This window comes from uncultured Mesonia sp., assembly GCA_947499595.1.
GTDB classification, from domain to species: Bacteria; Bacteroidota; Bacteroidia; order Flavobacteriales; family Flavobacteriaceae; genus Mesonia; species Mesonia sediminis.
Genome location: CANMOY010000010.1, coordinates 1 through 18,773, shown reverse-complemented (window position 1 = coordinate 18,773; position 18,773 = coordinate 1). Strand labels below are relative to the sequence as shown.

Here is an 18,773-nt window from a genome sequence, read left to right as displayed (position 1 = left end):
AACAGTCTAACTTATTTACCTAACATGCCTTCTTTTAAATCGTCATCTGCAGGCTTTTTGTCTAACCAAATACCAAATAATGCTCGTTTAAATGCCTTACCTTGTATTACCCCTCTTTGCTCTCCATTTTTATAGGCTACTACGCCACGCTCGGGTTGGTAGGTAATATCAAAAATATCTCCTTTGACAATTTCTTCCTCAAAAAAACCTATAAATTGATCGATTTGTTTGCGAAGTGGAGCTACATTATTGTTGGTTGATTTTTTAAAGCCGTCTTCCACGGCCTCAATCATTTTACTACTCGAAACTAATTTTGAAACGATTTGAAGACGTACCGCCATTGGTTCATTACTATCTAAGATTTCTTTGGCACTACTTTTCTTTTCCGTAAGATAAAGCGCCCCCACATAAAGGTCTATCCATAGCTTTTCTCTTACTCCAGCACCGTTAAGTACGGTTTGATGTTCTCCTATTTTCATTGTATTGGGCAAAGTTACCCCTTCTACTTGTGTTTGGCTATAGCCTGTAAAAGCAATAAATAGCGCCAATAATAAATTAATGTGTGTTTTCATAGTGTTCAGATTTGTAAGCCTAATTTATCACTTTTTTTGTTTTAATCTATAAATAGTTGCATTTAATTCAAAGCCTAATAACAAGATGTTTGCATTTAGCCATATATATATAAGCAGAATTAGTAAAGCACCAATACTTCCGTAAAGCTCATTGTAATTATTAAAATTTTCTATGTAAATACTGAATAAATAGGTGTTCAACAAGATTAATAAGGTGGTGAAAAGCGCGCCAAGTGAAAGATACCTAGACTGTCTGCCCTCTTTAGTTCCAAAATAGTATAAAATAGCAACAGCATTATAAATGAGGAGTATTACCACTACATACCTACCAAATTGCGCCCATTGCAGGCCATCTGTAAACAAACCTAGGGCCTTTAAATTTTCTATAATGAAAGTTAAGTAAAAAAGCACTATAACGGCGACCAGAACCAGAATAGCCAGTATAATTGCGGTGATTACAGCAACTATATATTGCCGAATAATCGATCGATTGATATGCGTATGGTAAGAAAATTCAAATCCGGTAAAAATTGCATTTACACCGTTGGCCATTAAAAAAATAGAAAGTATAAATACAAAACTCAATAAACCACCTCGTGGATTATTAAAAATATCTGCAAAAATTTCATTAAAAAAACCAGAAGTTTGGGGAGGTAAGAATGAATCTATAAAGGACAAAAGCACTAAATGAAAATCGTCTATAAACCAAACAAAAGGAATCAAGTTTAGCACAAATAGCAAAAACGGGAAAATAGCCATAAAGAAGCTAAATGCAATAGAGCTGGCTCGCGTAGAAAAAGTTCCTTTTATAATACCCAGCGCATATAACTCACCCAAGTCATAAACGCTTAAACCGTTTAAGCCAGGTAACTTAATGCTCCTAGCCTTGGCCTCAAACCAAGCTAAAGGCGTTTTTTTGAAACTTATTTCTTGCTTTTTTGTCATTAATCTATTGCCTTCAAGCTAAGGTCAAGGTTATGAACCGAATGCGTTAAGGCCCCGCTACTTATATAATCTACTCCACAAGCTGCATACTCAGCGGCGGTTTCTAAGGTAATTCCTCCACTCGATTCGGTTTGGGTTTTTCCATTGATCAAAGCTACAGCTGCCCGAGTATCTTCATAATTAAAATTATCAATTAATATTCGATGAATGCCGTCGTAATTTAAAATCTCTTTGATTTCCTCTAAATTTCTAGCTTCAACAATAATCTTTAGATCAAGCGAATTTTCTCGGAGATAAGCTTGGGTTTTCTCTATTGCTGCTCCTACTCCACCTGAAAAATCAATATGGTTATCTTTAAGCATAATCATATCGTATAAGGCGAACCGGTGATTTACCCCACCTCCTATTTTTACCGCCCATTTTTCTAGTGCGCGTATGCCTGGAGTTGTTTTTCGTGTATCTAAAATTTTGGTTTTGGTATTTTTAAGCAATTCCGCAAAAGCATTTGTTTTAGTAGCAATTGCACTCATACGCTGCATGGCGTTAAGCACCAGGCGTTCGGCTTTTAAGATAGACTGACTGCTACCCGAAACATAAAAAGCTATATCTCCGTATTGTATAGGGCTTCCATCCTCGAGTAAGGTCTCCACTTTCAATTCCGGATCTACATAGCTAAAAACCTGTTTAGCAAAATCAACACCCGCTAAAACACCGGTATCTTTAACCAATAATTTGGCTTTACCGGTCGCATTTTTTGGTATGCAGGCTAGAGAACTGTGATCACCTACTCCTACATCTTCACGAATGGCATTTTCTATAATTAATTGTATCTCTTTTTCAATTTGGGCGTGTGCTATCATAAAAAGGTATTTCTATCTGCTAAAATAATAAAGTATTCTCAAATTGTAGTTGAATCTTGATATCTATTCTTAGTAGAAACGAAGACATTTTAATTTACTAAGCTCAACAGTTGCCTATTAGTTTCGCTTAACGCGGATTTAAACTCGAAAAAATAAAACAATTTGATTAAAAGTCGGGAGAGTCATTTATTTTTGTGCATAGAGTATATAACTATGAAAATAAAACTGATTGTCGTTGGAAAAACAGATAAAGGTCCGTTGCAGGATTTAATCGCAGATTATTGTAAACGTCTTACACATTATATTCCGTTTGAGTTGCAAGTAATACCTGATTTAAAAAAAACTAAGCATTTAGATGTACAACAACAAAAACAAAAAGAAGGTGAGCTTATTTTAAAAGAAATCAACACTTCAGACTGGTTGGTTTTATTAGATGAAGCAGGAAAATCTTTTACCTCAATGCAATTTGCGCAAGAATTACAAAAAAAATTAAATGCCGGTACTAAGCAGTTGGTTTTTGTAATAGGCGGCCCCTATGGCTTTTCAGATGCTGTTTACCAACAAGCAAAGCAGAAGATTAGTCTATCAAAAATGACTTTTTCTCATCAAATGGTACGTTTGTTTTTTGTTGAGCAAATTTATCGAGGATTTACTATTCTTAAAAATGAACCCTATCATCATCAATAATTATGAAACTTGTATTTGCCACCAATAACGCCAACAAATTGGCAGAAATAAAACAACTTTTACCCGAACATATCGAATTGTTATCGCTTAAAGATATCGGTTGTACCGAAGAAATTCCAGAAACCGAAAACACCATCGAAGGTAACGCATGGCTCAAAGCCAAATATGTAAAAGAAAAATACGGTTACGACTGTTTTGCCGATGATACCGGCTTAGAGGTCAAAGCTTTAAACGGGGCACCCGGTGTTTTATCTGCCCGCTATGCTGGGGAGCCAAAAAACAACCAAGCCAATATCGCTAAATTATTAGGCGAACTTACCGATAAAGAGGACAGAAGGGCTCAATTTAAAACCGTAATTGCTTTATATTTTGACGGAGCACAAAAAGACTTTACCGGAATTTGCCCTGGACAAATAATCAATGAACTCCGTGGCGAAGGTGGTTTTGGCTATGACCCAATATTTGTACCTCAACATAAATCACAAACTTTTGCCGAAATGACTGCAGAAAATAAAAACCTTATCAGTCATCGTGCTTTAGCTTTTAAACAACTCTTAAATTATTTAAACACCAACTAATAAAAAAACTCCCTTAAAGGGGGAGTTTTTTTTATTCAATTACCAAAAAGGTGCTTTTTATTGATTCTTAAATTTAGTAATTCCATCTTTTAACCAAGCACTATAAGCGTCTACATCGGGTAGATAACCCACTGGTTTATTTAGTTCTTCTTCTTGGTGGTCTAGTAAAACATAGTAAGGCTGGGCATTTATACCATAGTGTTTGATTTGAAAATCACTCCATTTATTACCTATAGTACGAACTCGCTTACCGGTAGTTTCACTGGTGTATTGCTCCTCTTTAGGCAATTGCTCTTTGATGTCTACATATAAACTAATAAGAACAACATCATTTTTCAGTTTATTCAAAACCTGAGGTTCGCTCCAAACTCTTTCTTCCATCTTTCTACAGTTTATACAAGCCTTTCCTGTGAAGTCAAGCAAAATAGGTAAGTTATTTTTCTTAGCATACGCTACTCCCGCATCATAATCGTTGAAAGCTAAAATATCATGTGGTCCTAGCTCGGCGTGTTCGGGGAAATCACTTTTATTGGTTGCAGTAGCTGTTCCTCCGCCTTTGGTGTTTCCTACCCCATATGGAGATTCAGAATAGTTCATCGGTGGTGGAAAACCACTTATCATTTTTAAAGGAGCACCCCATAATCCTGGAATCAGGTAAATGGTAAAAGATAAGGTTACTAAACCTAAGCCTAGTCTTCCAACTGAAATATGTTTTAGCGGAGAGTCGTGAGGCAAGCTAATGTTACCAAATAAATACAGGGTAAGGGTGCCAAAAATAGCAATCCAAAGTGCTAAAAACACCTCGCGCTCTAACCAATGCGCCTCTAAAACTAAATCGGCGTTTGATAAAAATTTAAGTGCTAAAGCTAATTCTAGGAAACCTAAAACTACCTTTACTGAGTTTAACCATCCGCCAGATTTTGGTAAAGTATTCATCCAACCTGGGAACATCGCAAATAATGCAAAAGGAATTGCAATAGCCAAGGAGAATCCAAGCATACCTACTATAGGTGCAATTCCTCCTTTTGATGCCGCTTCAACCAACAGCGTTCCTACAATGGGTCCGGTACAGCTAAAGGAAACAATAGCCAATGCTAAAGCCATAAAGAAAATTCCGATAATCCCACCCTTATTGGCTTGACTGTCTACTTTGTTAGCCCAAGAATTAGGTAACATAATTTCGAAAGCTCCTAAAAAAGATGCGGCAAAAATTATCAAAATAACAAAAAATACAATATTAAAAGTAACATTAGTAGATAGCGCATTTAACGCATCGGCACCAAAAATACCAGTGACTAAAGAACCTAGTAATACATAAATTACCACAATAAAAAATCCGTAAAGAAGAGCGTTACTAACCCCCTTGGCCTTTGTTTTACTTTGTTTGGTAAAGAAACCAACCGTCATAGGAATCATTGGGAAAACACAAGGAGTAAGCAGGGCTACGAAACCAGATAAAAAGGCAATCCAGAAAATAGAGAAAAGTCCCTTTTTACTACCATCTTCATTAGAAACAGACGCTTGGGCATCAAGCAAAGCTTGTGGAACCTCATCATCATCGGCACTAAGTTGCTCTTCTGTTTTTTGGGTTTCTGGATTTTTAGCGGTTCCTGAAGCTTGGTAAGCCTCAAATTCATCATAGTTTGAAAATACCTGTGCTTTATTGTTTTTGAGGTCGAATACCATATAGTATTCTTCGTTGATACAAACATCTATACAAGATTGATAAAATATTTGCGCTTTTATCACTTGAGTGTCTGGATTGGTTAGAGTAACCTTTTGTTTAAAAGTTGCCTGGTTTTCAAAATACATCTCATCTACTCCAAAAGTTTCGTTGAACTGTGTTTTGGTTTCGCTTTCTTTGGCAAACTCTTCTATTTCGTAATTTCCCTCTTTGTCAACATAATCAAATGCTAACGGAATGGGACCGCCTTCTGGAGTAAACTGACTGTAAACGTGCCAATCTGGCTCTATACTCAGTTCATAGATTAACTCGTATGAAGTATCAGACAGTTTGTTAATTTTACCTTCCCATTTTGTGGGCTTTAATTGTTGATTTTGCCCCATCCCAAATTGAGCATAGGACGCACTAGTAATTAAAAATGCAATTAATAGTTTAAGGTATACCTTCATGATTTTAAAGTAATTTTTGTTATCTTTTGAGTTTTGTCTTGCACTTTAAAGCGCTCGTCAATTCGGTGTGAAACTAACCAAATTATTTCTTTATCACAGCACAAGACATAGATATTTTCCTTGTCTTGAAGCGCCACTTTATTATTAATTAAAAAATCGCTAATTTTTTGCTTCCCTTTCATTCCGAGCGGGTAAAAATAGTCTCCTGCTTGCCATTTTCGCAAAATAAGCGGATATTTTAACTTATTGGCATCCAAATAAGCTACTGTATCTGCAAAACTCTCCATTTTATCTACATTGCTTATTTGCAGTCGACCCAAAGGAAAAACAAGTTCTTTTTCAGGATAAAGCAAGTACGACTCGGGTTCATCTAATGTTTCTACTTTTTGTTTTTTTAGTAAAAGGATGTCTCTGTCTTTATGCAAGACATAAGCACCAGTTTCTACTTTTTTACCGGGTTGTGCCTTTCTTAACGCATAAACCGATTCCCAATCGCTAAAATCAAATTCTTTTAGTAGTTGATATAATACCGCATTGGGATGCGGCAAAGTGTTGAGCACGTTTAAATTAATCTCAAACCCAGAAAAAGTCTCTCGTACTATTTTATCATAAATCAAACTCACATAATCTTCGGCCAATTGCTCTATTTGCTTTAGTTTGTCCTGGGTTCCTTGAAAAGCTCTTAAAAAATTAGGATTTTCTTGTTCTAAAATCGGTGAGATTTGATGCCTGATTTTATTGCGCAAATAATAGTTTGACGCATTTGTTTTATCTTCACGCCATCTAATGTGGTGTTGTTTGGCATAGGTTTCAATTTGCTTTCGCGAAAATCCAATCAATGGTCTTGCTATTATGTTATTCTCCTGAGGCATACCGGTGAGCCCTGCAATTCCCGTGCCGCGTATTAAATTAATAAAAAAAGTTTCTATTTGATCGTGAGCGTGATGCGCTGTAATTATTTTTATATACGAATGGTTTTGCGTTAAGGTTTTAAAATAATTGTAACGTAATTCACGCGCAGCCATTTGTATGGATACTTTGTGATCTTGGGCATAAGCCTTACAATCGAATTTTTGCGTATAAATTTTTAGCTTTAATCGTGCTGCTAAAGCCTCAACAAAGCGTTGATCTTCATCGCTTTCTTTTCCGCGTAAAGCGAAATTTACATGGGCCAAATCAAACTTCACCCCTGCTGCAACTAGCAAATGGCACAAAACCACCGAATCGATTCCGCCACTAATGGCCAATAAATGAATATTCTTCAAAAGCGAAGTGAAGTGCTGTTCTAGGTTTTCTCGAAATTTATGTAGCATAAGCTATCGTATTTATTGCGGGCTTTGCACCGATTGTTTTAGCGCTTCCACTTTAACAAGACACTCTTCGTATTCTTTTTCGGCATCAGATTTAATCGTAATAGCGCTACCTACCGAACAGGAGAGATACCTTTGCTCTTGGTTGTATAAAATACTTCGAATGACCACATTAAAATCGAAATTCTCTTCTGGGTCAATATACCCGATAGCCCCACTGTAAAGACCTCGCTTAGTTTCTTCTAGTTCTTCTATAATTTGCATGGCCGAAAGTTTTGGTGCACCGGTCATACTTCCCATGGGATAGGTGGTCATAAATAATTCGCGTATCGAACAAGTTGGACTCAATTTTGAAGTGACCGTACTAATGAGCTGATGCACTTGCTTAAACGTATAGCGTTTACAAAGTTCTTGCACTTCTACACTACCTTTTTGTGCCGTTCGAGACAAATCATTACGCACCAAATCGACTATCATTACATTTTCTGATAATTCTTTGGGGTCTTTTTCTAATTGGCTGGCAAGATGTGCATCTTGTTCTGGGTCTTTATGTCTTTTAGCGGTACCCTTTATGGGCTGACTTATAATTTTTTCGCCTTGTTTTTTTAAAAAGCGCTCTGGACTAGCACATAAGGCTGTAAACTCTTCTAGTTTTAAAAAGCAAGCAAAAGGAGGTTCAGACTTTGCATTTAAAGCTTGATAAGTAGCAGATATATCTAACTGAACCTGATCTGCATAAAATTCCTGACAAAAATTGGCTTCATAAATATCGCCACGCTGCAAATGCTCTTTCATCTGATTTACTTTGTTCAGGTAATTTTGTTTGCTGATTCTCGGTCTTAACTCGATGTTGGCCGGAGGTGGCAAGTTGAATGGTTTGTCCTTTTGTAAAATAGTTTGCCAATCGGTTTCAATTTCATCGGCGACAGCATTTAAATATTTAAAAGTGGCTGTTTGACCCTGTAAACTGATTAATTTTTGAGGTTGAAAAAAATATAAATCCGGGAAGTGCAATCCGTCAAAATTTTTAGATTTTAGAGGCTCTATATCGTTTTTTAAATCGTAACTTAAATAGCCGAAAATCCAATCTTTTGTTGTTTTTTGATACTCTTCAAGATCTTTAAAAGCATCGAATGCATCTGTTTTTATAGCGGTAAAAGCCTCAACAGCGAGCAATGCCTCATAGCTTTGGTTGGGGTATTGGTTGGAGTCTAGCCAAACCACCTCATCAAACTGCTGTGCCCAAGCCAAAAGCTGTTCTTTAAATTGTTTTAAGTCTGTTATTTGAAAAGATTGTTCGGTGCGCACTTTAAAATTTTATAGCTTGTTGAAATTGTGACAATGTATCTTTAACACCTAACAAAAGCGTTTCATCTCTTAGGGTTTGCTGCTCGCTATCAAAATTTTCTTCAAAAGATGGTAAACCAAAACTGGCAATTAACTTACCGCCAAAACGTTCTACCGCAATTTCGGCATACTCTCGGGCTTTACCTGCAGCCAATTTTCCTGGAGAGGTACTCGTAAGTAAAATTGGTTTATCTTCTAAAAAAATCCGGTCATACCGCGACAACCAATCCATTACATTTTTAAAATAACTAGACACCGCACCGTTATGTTCATTTACAGAAAGAATGATGGCTTTAGCCGATTTAATATCCTTATATAAACGCTTAACCTCCTTAGGAAAACCGATTTCCTTTTCGTAATCTATACCATACATAGGAATTTGATAATCGGTTAACCGAATCACATTAACTGGTTCTACCAATTGTTGACTAAGAAAACTCACCCACTGGTGATTGATGGATTTTGTGCTGTTTGAACCTGCAAAGGCAATAATCTCACTCATTTTTTAAGTATATATTGTAAAATAAACAGAAAATAGCCACATACACAAATCCTACAAAAACTATTCGTATTTTTGAGCTATAACATTTAATTATGGATTTTAGACTGCGTGTTTTTATTGAAGTTGCCAAGGCTTTAAGTTTCTCAAAAGCTGCAAGAAATCTACCCCTATCGCAGCCAGCTGTTTCTAAACATATTAAAGAAATTGAACAAAAATACCGTATTAAATTATTTGAACGTCAAGGAAATAGGATTGCACTAACGCAAGCAGGAACAGAGTTTTTAAGTTATGCCGAGCAAATTGTAAATTTATATAACGATTTAGAGAACCATTTTTTACTACAGCAGCAAGAACTACCCAATTATGTAAAATTGGGTGCCAGTACCACCATAGCCCAGTATATTGTTCCTCAACTTTTAGCCGACTTTAAACAACGTTACCCCGAAACGAATTTTACTTTAATCAATGATAATTCGGCTACAATTGAGGAGAAGATTTTTAACAACCGGTTGGATTTTGGATTAATTGAAGGCCGAAACCACAACCCTTTACTACAATACGAAAAGTTCCTAGACGATGAACTGGTACTGGTTACCCGTGCTGGAAATGCCTCACCGCAAATCAAACTCAACCAACTTACCCAGCTGCCGCTTGTGTTACGCGAGGAAGGGTCGGGTACGCGTGCTATTCTAGAAGCAAGGCTTAGTAGCGAAGGTTTATCGCCTAAAAAACTGCAAGTAGATATGATTTTGGGCAGTACAGAAAGTATAAAGACTTATTTACTTTATACACAGTGCTACGCATTTGTTTCTATTTTCTCTATCATTGAAGAATTGAAGCACAACAAATTGCAGATAGTAGACATAGATGATGTAAGTTTTTCTAGACCCTTATATTTTGTAAGCAAGCAAGGATACCAATCTATGTTTTACGATTTAATCAAACGCTTTTTTAAACGAAGCTATAACCAAAAGTTATAAGGTATAATAAATTGCGTTGCTTGCCCTCCGGTATTCCTGCTTAATTTTGAGTAGCAATTAAAAATAGAATACCGTGAAATACCGTTTGCCCGATAAGTTTACCCAAATAATATTTATAGTATTGGCTGTACTATGTCTTACGCCTTTCATCAGCTCTCCCATTGCTTTGCTCCTAGGTTTTTTAATGACTAATCTACTCTACAATCCGTTTAAAGCGCATACGGGAAAAGTGGTGAAGTGGCTATTAAAAATAGCCGTAGTTGGCCTTGGTTTTGGAATGGATTTAAACCATACCTTAGCGGTAGGAAAAGAAGGATTACTACTTACCGTTTTAAGCATAAGTACCACACTCATTTTAGGCTACTTTATTGGTAAAGCCTTGCACATAAATCGAGCTATATCCTATTTGATTTCCTCGGGAACGGCCATTTGCGGCGGAAGTGCAATTGCAGCGGTTTCTGCTGTAGTACAAGCCAAAGAAAAGCAAATCTCAATTGCACTGGGCGTGGTTTTCTTTTTAAATGCAGTGGCTTTATTGGTATTCCCTATGCTAGGGCATGCATTAAACCTATCTCAAGCCGATTTTGGTTTATGGAGTGCGATAGCCATTCATGATACCAGCTCTGTAGTTGGAGCCGCCTTAGCTTACGGCGAAGAAGCTTTAGATATTGCGGTTACCGTTAAATTGGCCAGAGCTTTATGGATTATACCATTAAGTATTCTTACGATGTTTTTCTTTAGAGGTGAAACCGGTAAAATTAAGATTCCTTGGTTCATTTTGCTTTTTGTAGGCGCTGTGATCTTGAGTTCTTATGTTCACTTACCAGACTTTATTGTAACTGGCATTCCTTTTCTATCTAAAAAATTATTAGTACTTACCTTATTTTTGGTCGGTGCCGGATTAAGTATACAGTCAATAAAAGAAAGTGGTTTTCAGCCTATTTTACTCGGACTAAGTTTATGGATAACCATTTCAGTTACCTCTCTGGCATACATTTTGTACCTCTAAAATTGATTTAGTTTTTCATTTATTTTTGGTTTACAAAAAACCCCTGTAATTTGAATATTACAGGGGTTTTTTACGGGTATAATATCCGCTTTAAGCGGAAATAAAATTTATACTAAACATGCAAAGCTCTATCGCCAGTTGCGGCAAGTGCAGCTTCTTTTACTGCTTCTGCATAGGTAGGATGAGCGTGACTCATTCTTGAAATATCTTCTGCACTGGCTCTAAACTCCATTGCGGTAACAGCTTCGGCAATTAAATCGGCTGCGCGTGCGCCTACCATGTGTACCCCTAGCACCTCATCTGTTTCTTTATTGGTTAAGATTTTTACAAAACCATCGATATCTCCACTAGCTCGTGATCTACCCAAGGCACGCATAGGGAATTGCCCACTGGCATAGTTTACTTTTTCCTCTTTTAATTGCTCTTCGGTTTTTCCTACAGAAGCAACCTCTGGCCAGGTATAAACCACTCCTGGAATAAGGTTGTAATTGATATGTGGTTTTTGACCAGCAATTACTTCGGCTACAAAAGTACCCTCCTCTTCGGCCTTATGTGCCAGCATCGCTCCTTTTACTACATCGCCTATCGCATAAATATTGCTTACGTTAGTTTGCAAGTTTTCATTCACTTCAACCTGACCTCTATCGTTCAATTTTACGCCTGCGGCTTCTGCGTTTAAACCAGCTGTAAAAGGCTTTCTTCCCACAGAAACCAAGCAATAATCACCTTTAAATTCTACTTCGTTACCTTTCTTGTCTTTGGCTTTTACCACTACTTCATCACCTTTATTTTCTACGGCAGTAACTTGGTGCGAAAGTGCAAATTTTGTTTTTTGCTTTTTAAGCACCTTCATAAGCTCTTTACTTTGAGCTTTATCCATAGTGGGTATGATACGGTCCATGTACTCAATTACGGTAACCTCTGCCCCAAGTCTTTTGTACACTTGGCCCAACTCTAAACCAATCACACCGCCACCTATAACCAATAAATGTTTAGGCACTTCTTTCATTTTTAGCGCCTCGGTAGAGGTAATAATTCTTTCTTTATCTATCTCAATAAAAGGTAAGCTAGCTGGTTTACTACCGGTAGCAATAATGGTATTTTTTGCTTCAATAGTTACCTCTTCTTCACCTTTGATAATTATATGATTTTTATCTTTAAAAGACCCTACTCCTTGGTAAGTGTCTATTTTATTCTTATCCATCAAGAAATCAATACCCTTGGTGGTTTGCTCCACAACGGTATTTTTTCTAGCCATCATTTTTTCAAGATTCATTTTCACCTCTCCAGCGATTTCAATTCCATGCTCTTCGAAGTGCTTAATGGCATCTTCATAGTGATGTGATGAATCTAGCAATGCTTTTGAAGGGATACAACCTACATTAAGGCAAGTACCACCTTTAGTAGCATATTTTTCTATAATGGCCGTCTTTAGCCCTAGTTGTGCGCAACGAATAGCGGCAACATAACCTCCAGGTCCAGACCCAATAACAACAACATCGTACGTGTTCATAATTTTTTTGTGGTTTTTTTAAACGATTACAAAAATACAACATCTACAAGAATGACCAAGTTAGCGGCTTATTATTTGTTTTTTGATTAAAGCGATGTTTTTGGTTATAAACTTTCCTAAAATTCAAATTTGTCACCCTTCAAATAAAATTCCCTTGCTCTGTTAGCGCAGCACTCGGTTTAATTGTTCTGAATTTATTTTAATAATTCAAAGCAATTTGCGTAGTCTCTTTCACTTCATCTATTATAAAAGTACTTTGAGTGCTTCCTATGCCACTCAAAGCAGTGAGTTTATCGACCAAAAATTCGCGATAAGCAGGCATATCTTTCACTAGAATTTTTAGTATAAAATCATAATCTCCGCTCACGTGATAACACTCCATCACCTCGGGTAATTGTGTTACCTCTTTTTCAAAGCGCCTTATATTTTCGCGGGTATGTTCATTGAGTTTAAGGTGACATAGCACCATAAAACTTTTATTAACGCGATTTTTATCAATCAAAGCTACATATTGGGAGATGGTCTGATTTCTCTCCAGTTTTTTAATCCGTTCGTGCACCGCTGTGACCGAAAGGCTCAATTTAAATGCTAAACTTTTAATGGTTTGTTTAGCATCTTGTTGCAGTAAGGCCAACAGGTTTTTATCAGTAGTATCAAGCATAAGTTTATTTTATTCCGTTTTAATCCGTAAAGAATTAAAAATACAGAATAATATTCTATAAATTATGTTTTTATCGAATTTTATACTAAATAAAATAATACCTATAGTAAATCATTTAAGCTTGGATTATCTTTATTTTTATTATAAAATACATTGCACTATGAAGCATCATCCAGGAATTGCATTACAGGAGCTACAATTAGCTACTCAAGACCGCGGGGTTAATCCGCCTATAGCCGACTCGAGCACGTTTAGGTTTCGCAACCCACAAGAAATGTTTGAAACCTTTGAAGGCAAAACCGAAGGCTTATTTTTATATTCTCGACACTCCAATCCTACTCTATCTTATCTTGAACAAGCACTCGCTCGCATGGAGGGTACCGAGGATGCCTTGGTTACCGCCAGTGGCATGGGTGCAATTACCGCTGTTTTGTTGCAACTTTGCCAGCAGGGAGATGAGGTGGTAAGCAGTCGTACCGTGTATGGAGGTACTTATGCGTTCATGAAGAACTTTATGCCAGGCTTAGGTATAAAAACGCGCTTTGTAGATATTACAAACTTACAAGAGGTAGAAGCCAGTATTACCCCACAAACAAAAGTCCTATATGCCGAAACGCTGAGTAATCCACTACTAGAAGTAGCTCATATAGATGCTCTAAATGTCATCGCAAAAAAGTATAGTTTAAAATTGGTGATAGACAACACTTTTTCTCCTTTATCTTTTTGTCCCGCCCAAATGGGTGCCGATGTGGTGATTCACTCCCTTACCAAGTACATAAATGACAGTAGTGACACTTTAGGCGGAGTGATTTGTGCTAAGCAAGAATTTATACTGAGTTTACGTGATGTAAATGAAGGTGCTGCCATGTTACTGGGAGCAACTTTAGATAGTCTACGTGCCGCTTCTATACTCAAGAATTTAAGAACGCTACCGGTACGTATTCAACAACATAGTAAAAACGCACTTTTTTTGGCCAAAAAATTTGAAAGCTTAGGCTTAAAAACGGTTTATCCTGGTTTAGCATCACATAAAAGTCACGCCTATTTTAAGGCAAAACATTACAGTGATTTTGGTTTTGGGGGGATGCTTACGGTTGATGTAGGAAGTTTTGAAAAAGCCAATGTTTTTCTAGAAATGATGCAAGCTTATAACTTAGGAGATTTAGCGGTAAGTTTAGGATTTTACCGAACGCTATTCAGCGCCCCTGGAAAATCAACTTCTTCTGAAATCCCTGAAGAGGAACAAACAGCTATGGGCTTAAGCAATGGTTTGATACGTTTTTCTATTGGTCTAGATCATAGCATTGCACAAAGTTGGGATGGCATTAAAAAGTGCCTGGAAGCCAGCGGCATAGTAGCCTCTGATTTACTAAATGCAAATTAATTAATATTAAGCGCAAATAATTATTAAAAAAATGTTTACTTTACTAGCCTTAATTCGCTATAAAGCCAGTAAAAAAAAAATGGACACCCAATCATCTGATCCGAATAACCAACACATTATTGAAAATAATTTGAGTCTAAGACAGGCACTTTTGCCTGTCTTTGCATTAATAGGCATGCTCGCTTACAACGTTTATGTTTATGGAGATAGTGCCCTAGACGGGTCCAATCAATTTATTCTCCTTATGGGGGCAGCGGTTGCGGCTATTGTAGGTTATTTTAATCGTGTATCCTACAAAACTATGGTAGAAGAGGTAGCGCAAAACATCAAATCTACTTCTGGCCCAATTTTGATTCTGCTTATGGTTGGCGCCCTATCGGGTACTTGGCTGGTTAGCGGTATTATCCCTAGTATGATTTACTACGGATTGCAATTATTAAACCCCAGCATATTTTTGGCAGCCTGCGTGGTGATTTGCTCCATTATTTCTGTTGCCACAGGAAGTAGCTGGACCACCTCTGCTACGGTTGGTATTGCCTTGATAGGCATATCTGAGGCATTAGGCATATCTTTAGGAATGACGGCCGGTGCCATACTAAGTGGAGCTTATTTTGGTGACAAATTATCTCCATTAAGTGATACTACAAACTTGGCCCCTGCTATGGCTGGTACAGATTTGTTTACCCATATTAGGTATATGCTATACACCACTGTACCTTCTATAATAATCACTTTAATTGTCTTTATTATAATCGGTTTAAATTTAGACACCCCAGATCAAGTAAATACCCAAAAAATATTGAATGCGATAGACAGCGCTTTTACCATTAGTCCGTGGTTATTTGCCGTACCTCTTTTGGTAGTCTTTTTAATCATTAAAAAAACACCCCCATTAGTGGCTTTATTGTTAGGAACTCTATTGGCAGCGATAGCTAGCATTTTTTTTCAACCTCACGTTTTAAATCAAATTGCCGGAACCGATGTTTTGAGTATTTCTAGCGCTTATCGCGGAATAATTGACTCGATCACTGTGAGTGTAGAAGTACCCACCAACTACACCGCTTTAAACGATTTATTTTCCTCGGGCGGAATGTATGGTATGCTCGGTACCATTTGGCTAATTATTTGTGCTATGACTTTTGGCGGAATAATGGATGCTATTGGGGCCTTAAGTAGAATAAGCAAAGCTTTGCTCAACTTGTTTCACTCAACCTTTGGGTTGTTTAGCAGCACCGTAATAAGTTGTCTAGCCCTAAATGTAACCGCATCAGACCAATACTTAGCTATTGTGGTTCCTGGTAAAATGTTTGCTAAAGCTTATAAAGACAAAGGCTTAGCGCCAGAAAACCTAAGCCGTACGTTAGAAGATTCTGCTACAGTTACCTCTGTGCTAATCCCTTGGAATACTTGCGGAGCCTACCATAGTGGTGTTTTAGGTGTTCCTGTATTGAGTTACTTCACCTATGCGATTTTCAATTACTTAAGTCCGTTTATGACGTTATTGTTTGCCGCATTAAATATAAAAATAAGACAACTTAAAAATAACAAAACAAGCCTCGCATGAAATTAGATATATTAGCATTCGGAGCCCATCCCGATGATGTAGAGCTGGGTTGCAGTGGCACTTTAGCCAAAGAGATTGCAGCTGGTAAAAAAGTAGGAATTGTAGATTTAACCCGAGGTGAATTAGGTACTCGAGGAAGTGCTGAGCTTCGTGCTCAAGAAGCACAAGCTGCTGCCGATTTGTTAGGTGTAAGTTACCGACATAACTTAGGTTTTAGCGATGGTTTTTTCACCAACAACAAAGACAATCAACTAGAAGTAATTAAACAAATTCGTGCTTTTCAGCCCGAAATTGTTTTTTGCAATGCTATAAGAGACCGGCATATAGACCACGGAAAGGGAAGCAAACTGGTAAGTGACGCCTGCTTTTTAAGCGGGTTACGTAAAATTGAAACTCAATGGGAAGGTAAACCTCAAGCCGCTTGGCGCCCGCGTTTGGTCTTGCATTATATACAATGGCAGGAAATAACGCCCGATATAATTCTAGATATTGGAGCTCACATTGAAACAAAAATTAAGGCAGTAAAAGCATATGGTTCACAGTTTTATCAAGCCCATGCCAATGAGCCTGAGACACCTATATCTAGCACCAATTTTCTTGACAGTGTGACCTATAGAGCTCAAAATTTAGGTAGACTAATTGGCACCGATTATGCCGAAGGCTTTACCAGCGAAAGACCCATTGCTTTAAATTCTGCATTCGATTTAATTTAATGTATTTTTTTCTTGGCAGAATGGTTATTATTTTTTAGATTTGCACCCGCAAACAAATGGTGGTTGTAGCTCAGTTGGTTAGAGCGCCTGATTGTGGTTCAGGAGGTCGTCGGTTCGAGACCGATCTTCCACCCTTTATAAGCCTCGCTTTTTAGCGAGGCTTTTTTTTTGCTATTTACTGCATAAAACTCCTTCTACTTACGACGAAATTATTAAGGGTTTTATCAGGATAGATTTTTTCTATTCGCCTCAGCGAAACAAGTGGCCTTAAAACATACACACCCATTTAACAGAATGAACTTTTAAGTTGAATTTTATTCATCGGGACGCACTTTAAAAAATCAGCTTCAAGCTTTTAATTCGGTTTAACTTATGAAATTTAATCAATCGGAATAATGTTATTTCCCAATAAACAAGCAAGCTAGCTTCTCAAAATCCGGTTTAACCTTAAATAATCTCCATCATTACTCTACTCTTGTTTTATTAATACCAGTGCAACACGCAATTGATTAAATTATAAATAATATGCATTTAATAAGATAAAAACATCGTTTAAACTATTTTTTAAAGCGTATTAATGATTTTTTAATTTTATTATTGTTAAATTGTACGGTTAATAAAATTAAAACAAAATGCGTATAACCTTAAAACCTATTTTTCATCGCGAGGCCCATTGTATTGGTATTTTTTTTGAATACAATCGCGAATTGATTGCTTATACCAAGAAGATAGCTAAGGTTAAATATTCTAGTACGCAGCGTTGTTTTTATGTTTTACAAAAGCCAGAGACCGGCGCCAATTTGTATGCTTATTTTCGCAAAAAGAATCACTATGTAGATTATAGCGCTTTAAGCGGATTTAAGCTTCCCAAAAACAAAGCGAGACCTCAACCTAAAACGCAAAATGTTGTAAATGCAGACAATTTAAGCCAAGAGGGGCGTCATAGGTTAAAACAGTACTATAAATATTTACGCGGGAAGCGTTATAGCCAAAGTACCTTAGCCACTTACTGCAGTTTTGTTTTAAAATTTGAGCATTACACTAAAAAAGATCCTTTATCATTGGCTTTAACCGATTTTAATCGGTTCATAGAAGATGAAATAGCTGCCAAGCAATTTTCTATAAGTACACACAGGCAGTGTATTAGTGCATTAAAGCATTATGTAGTTTTGTTTAACATAGAATTACAGGAAGATTTGAACCACTTGCGCCCCAAGCGCAATAAGTCTTTACCTAGCGTATTATCTTTAGAAGAGGTTTTGCGAATATTACAAGCCACAAAAAACCTAAAGCATAGGTTTATTTTTGCTCTCCTCTACTCTTCTGGTTTACGAATTGGAGAAGCCCTATCCTTACGAGTAAGCGATTTAAACATTGAACGCCGACAAATTTTCATACATCGCAGCAAGGGGCGAAAAGACCGCGTAGTTATATTAGCCGATACCATTTTACCTTTATTATATAATTATTTAAACACTTATCAACCCCGACATTTTTTAATAGAAGGTCGTTCTGGATACGCTTATCAAGCTAGCAGTGTTAGAGCTTCATTAAAGCGTGCTGTTTTACGCGCTAAAATAACCAAAACGGTAACTCCGCATACCCTGCGACACTCTTTTGCTACCCATTTACTTGAAACCGGAGTAGACTTGCGTTATATACAAGAATTGTTGGGGCATAGTAAACCCGAAACCACCATGATTTACACGCACGTAAGTCGTAAGCAGTTGCTACAAATAAAGAGTCCATTAGATTCTGCTTTACAGCAACTTAATCAACAAGGCTATGATACCAAAAAAGTATCTTTATCCGGAAATATTAACCTATAAAAGTGTATATTTGACTCGATATAACCAGTTGTGAGGCATCCAAAAAATGAACTTTCCTGAAATAGGTTGACTAAAAATTAAACCCTTAATTATAGTCACTTATGAAAACAAAAAAAGACCACTGGCGAAAAAAAAGCTATCAAAAAGTCAATCTAGAAACCAAACTTTTAGTCGTTGACCAAATTC

The 18,773-nt window shown here is 37.0% G+C and carries 17 protein-coding genes and 1 tRNA gene; 9 read left to right on the top strand and 9 right to left on the bottom strand.

All coding sequences use genetic code 11. The annotated features are described in order from the left end of the window. Nucleotides 1–11: 11 nt before the first annotated feature. The 3 genes from ACH2AZ_RS10820 to nadC are packed head-to-tail and all read right to left on the bottom strand — an operon-like array spanning nucleotide 12 to nucleotide 2,377. Entirely contained in the window at nucleotides 12–572 is a 561-nt protein-coding gene (locus tag ACH2AZ_RS10820; protein WP_379046603.1) for a chalcone isomerase family protein, read from the bottom strand. Nucleotides 573–599: 27 nt separating this feature from the next. Further along, nucleotides 600–1,517, bottom strand: a complete 918-nt coding sequence (locus tag ACH2AZ_RS10815; RefSeq protein WP_394907850.1) for a YihY/virulence factor BrkB family protein — start codon at nucleotides 1,515–1,517, stop codon at nucleotides 600–602. After that, nucleotides 1,517–2,377 carry a carboxylating nicotinate-nucleotide diphosphorylase gene (gene nadC, locus ACH2AZ_RS10810; protein WP_394907849.1) on the bottom strand — a complete coding sequence of 287 codons (861 nt, stop codon included), beginning with the start codon at nucleotides 2,375–2,377 and terminating at the stop codon, nucleotides 1,517–1,519. The genes ACH2AZ_RS10815 and nadC overlap by 1 nt, the downstream gene beginning before the upstream one ends. A gap of 213 nt (nucleotides 2,378–2,590) precedes the next feature. On the opposite strand from nadC, the gene rlmH reads away from it, so the two are divergent. Both rlmH and ACH2AZ_RS10800 read left to right on the top strand, forming a co-directional pair. Further along, nucleotides 2,591–3,064 (top strand): 23S rRNA (pseudouridine(1915)-N(3))-methyltransferase RlmH, encoded by a 474-nt coding sequence (gene rlmH, locus ACH2AZ_RS10805; RefSeq protein ID WP_394907848.1) that lies wholly within the window; start codon nucleotides 2,591–2,593, stop codon nucleotides 3,062–3,064. A 2-nt stretch (nucleotides 3,065–3,066) separates the two neighbouring features. Continuing rightward, nucleotides 3,067–3,642, top strand: a complete 576-nt coding sequence (locus tag ACH2AZ_RS10800; RefSeq protein WP_394907847.1) for a non-canonical purine NTP diphosphatase — start codon at nucleotides 3,067–3,069, stop codon at nucleotides 3,640–3,642. Nucleotides 3,643–3,699: 57 nt separating this feature from the next. Here the strand turns inward: ACH2AZ_RS10800 and ACH2AZ_RS10795 are convergent, their stop codons facing one another. Genes ACH2AZ_RS10795 through ACH2AZ_RS10780 form a run of 4 tightly spaced genes read right to left on the bottom strand, consistent with a single transcriptional unit; the run spans nucleotide 3,700 to nucleotide 8,934 of the window. Further along, nucleotides 3,700–5,775, bottom strand: coding sequence for a cytochrome c biogenesis protein CcdA (locus ACH2AZ_RS10795; protein ID WP_394907846.1), 2,076 nt, complete (start codon nucleotides 5,773–5,775; stop codon nucleotides 3,700–3,702). Continuing rightward, complete coding sequence (tilS, locus tag ACH2AZ_RS10790; protein WP_394907845.1) at nucleotides 5,772–7,088, bottom strand: tRNA lysidine(34) synthetase TilS; 1,317 nt, start codon at nucleotides 7,086–7,088, stop codon at nucleotides 5,772–5,774. Before tilS ends, ACH2AZ_RS10795 begins: the two co-directional genes overlap by 4 nt. Before the next feature lie 12 nt (nucleotides 7,089–7,100). Further along, nucleotides 7,101–8,393 carry an anthranilate synthase component I family protein gene (locus ACH2AZ_RS10785; protein WP_394907844.1) on the bottom strand — a complete coding sequence of 431 codons (1,293 nt, stop codon included), beginning with the start codon at nucleotides 8,391–8,393 and terminating at the stop codon, nucleotides 7,101–7,103. 1 nt (nucleotide 8,394) lies between these two features. After that, a complete protein-coding gene (locus tag ACH2AZ_RS10780; RefSeq protein ID WP_394907843.1) occupies nucleotides 8,395–8,934 on the bottom strand; it encodes an NADPH-dependent FMN reductase in 540 nt (179 codons plus the stop codon). Between the two features lie 92 nt (nucleotides 8,935–9,026). On the opposite strand from ACH2AZ_RS10780, the gene ACH2AZ_RS10775 reads away from it, so the two are divergent. Then, nucleotides 9,027–9,914 carry a LysR substrate-binding domain-containing protein gene (locus ACH2AZ_RS10775; protein ID WP_394907842.1) on the top strand — a complete coding sequence of 296 codons (888 nt, stop codon included), beginning with the start codon at nucleotides 9,027–9,029 and terminating at the stop codon, nucleotides 9,912–9,914. A 73-nt stretch (nucleotides 9,915–9,987) separates the two neighbouring features. Beyond that, the gene (locus ACH2AZ_RS10770) at nucleotides 9,988–10,923 is read left to right on the top strand and encodes a YeiH family protein (protein ID WP_394907841.1); all 936 of its coding nucleotides are present in this window, start codon (nucleotides 9,988–9,990) and stop codon (nucleotides 10,921–10,923) included. 112 nt (nucleotides 10,924–11,035) lie between these two features. On the opposite strand, the gene lpdA is transcribed toward ACH2AZ_RS10770, so the two are convergent. Beyond that, nucleotides 11,036–12,436 (bottom strand): dihydrolipoyl dehydrogenase, encoded by a 1,401-nt coding sequence (lpdA, locus tag ACH2AZ_RS10765; protein WP_379046635.1) that lies wholly within the window; start codon nucleotides 12,434–12,436, stop codon nucleotides 11,036–11,038. A gap of 199 nt (nucleotides 12,437–12,635) precedes the next feature. Then, nucleotides 12,636–13,097 carry an Lrp/AsnC family transcriptional regulator gene (locus ACH2AZ_RS10760; RefSeq protein WP_394907840.1) on the bottom strand — a complete coding sequence of 154 codons (462 nt, stop codon included), beginning with the start codon at nucleotides 13,095–13,097 and terminating at the stop codon, nucleotides 12,636–12,638. Nucleotides 13,098–13,257: 160 nt separating this feature from the next. On the opposite strand from ACH2AZ_RS10760, the gene ACH2AZ_RS10755 reads away from it, so the two are divergent. The 5 genes from ACH2AZ_RS10755 (at nucleotide 13,258) to ACH2AZ_RS10735 (ending at nucleotide 18,587) form a co-directional block, all read left to right on the top strand. After that, nucleotides 13,258–14,481, top strand: coding sequence for an aminotransferase class I/II-fold pyridoxal phosphate-dependent enzyme (locus ACH2AZ_RS10755; RefSeq protein WP_394907839.1), 1,224 nt, complete (start codon nucleotides 13,258–13,260; stop codon nucleotides 14,479–14,481). Nucleotides 14,482–14,560: 79 nt separating this feature from the next. Next, nucleotides 14,561–16,045, top strand: coding sequence for a Na+/H+ antiporter NhaC (gene nhaC / locus ACH2AZ_RS10750; protein ID WP_394907909.1), 1,485 nt, complete (start codon nucleotides 14,561–14,563; stop codon nucleotides 16,043–16,045). Next, complete coding sequence (gene bshB1 / locus ACH2AZ_RS10745) at nucleotides 16,042–16,758, top strand: bacillithiol biosynthesis deacetylase BshB1 (protein WP_394907838.1); 717 nt, start codon at nucleotides 16,042–16,044, stop codon at nucleotides 16,756–16,758. The genes nhaC and bshB1 overlap by 4 nt, the downstream gene beginning before the upstream one ends. A 58-nt stretch (nucleotides 16,759–16,816) precedes the next feature. After that, nucleotides 16,817–16,892: transfer RNA gene (locus ACH2AZ_RS10740), tRNA-His, on the top strand. A gap of 498 nt (nucleotides 16,893–17,390) precedes the next feature. Next, nucleotides 17,391–18,587, top strand: coding sequence for a tyrosine-type recombinase/integrase (locus ACH2AZ_RS10735; protein WP_394907837.1), 1,197 nt, complete (start codon nucleotides 17,391–17,393; stop codon nucleotides 18,585–18,587). Nucleotides 18,588–18,773: the final 186 nt, after the last annotated feature.

Excerpts from the sequence above, each read along its gene's own strand:
- ACH2AZ_RS10820 (WP_379046603.1), bottom strand. The coding sequence starts at position 572 with ATGAAAACACACATTAATTTATTATTGGCGCTATTTATTGCTTTTACA.
- ACH2AZ_RS10815 (WP_394907850.1), bottom strand. The coding sequence starts at position 1,517 with ATGACAAAAAAGCAAGAAATAAGTTTCAAAAAAACGCCTTTAGCTTGG.
- nadC (WP_394907849.1), bottom strand. The coding sequence starts at position 2,377 with ATGATAGCACACGCCCAAATTGAAAAAGAGATACAATTAATTATAGAA.
- rlmH (WP_394907848.1), top strand. The coding sequence starts at position 2,591 with ATGAAAATAAAACTGATTGTCGTTGGAAAAACAGATAAAGGTCCGTTG.
- ACH2AZ_RS10800 (WP_394907847.1), top strand. The coding sequence starts at position 3,067 with ATGAAACTTGTATTTGCCACCAATAACGCCAACAAATTGGCAGAAATA.
- ACH2AZ_RS10795 (WP_394907846.1), bottom strand. The coding sequence starts at position 5,775 with ATGAAGGTATACCTTAAACTATTAATTGCATTTTTAATTACTAGTGCG.
- tilS (WP_394907845.1), bottom strand. The coding sequence starts at position 7,088 with ATGCTACATAAATTTCGAGAAAACCTAGAACAGCACTTCACTTCGCTT.
- ACH2AZ_RS10780 (WP_394907843.1), bottom strand. The coding sequence starts at position 8,934 with ATGAGTGAGATTATTGCCTTTGCAGGTTCAAACAGCACAAAATCCATC.
- ACH2AZ_RS10775 (WP_394907842.1), top strand. The coding sequence starts at position 9,027 with ATGGATTTTAGACTGCGTGTTTTTATTGAAGTTGCCAAGGCTTTAAGT.
- lpdA (WP_379046635.1), bottom strand. The coding sequence starts at position 12,436 with ATGAACACGTACGATGTTGTTGTTATTGGGTCTGGACCTGGAGGTTAT.
- ACH2AZ_RS10760 (WP_394907840.1), bottom strand. The coding sequence starts at position 13,097 with ATGCTTGATACTACTGATAAAAACCTGTTGGCCTTACTGCAACAAGAT.
- ACH2AZ_RS10755 (WP_394907839.1), top strand. The coding sequence starts at position 13,258 with ATGAAGCATCATCCAGGAATTGCATTACAGGAGCTACAATTAGCTACT.
- nhaC (WP_394907909.1), top strand. The coding sequence starts at position 14,561 with ATGGACACCCAATCATCTGATCCGAATAACCAACACATTATTGAAAAT.
- bshB1 (WP_394907838.1), top strand. The coding sequence starts at position 16,042 with ATGAAATTAGATATATTAGCATTCGGAGCCCATCCCGATGATGTAGAG.
- ACH2AZ_RS10735 (WP_394907837.1), top strand. The coding sequence starts at position 17,391 with ATGCGTATAACCTTAAAACCTATTTTTCATCGCGAGGCCCATTGTATT.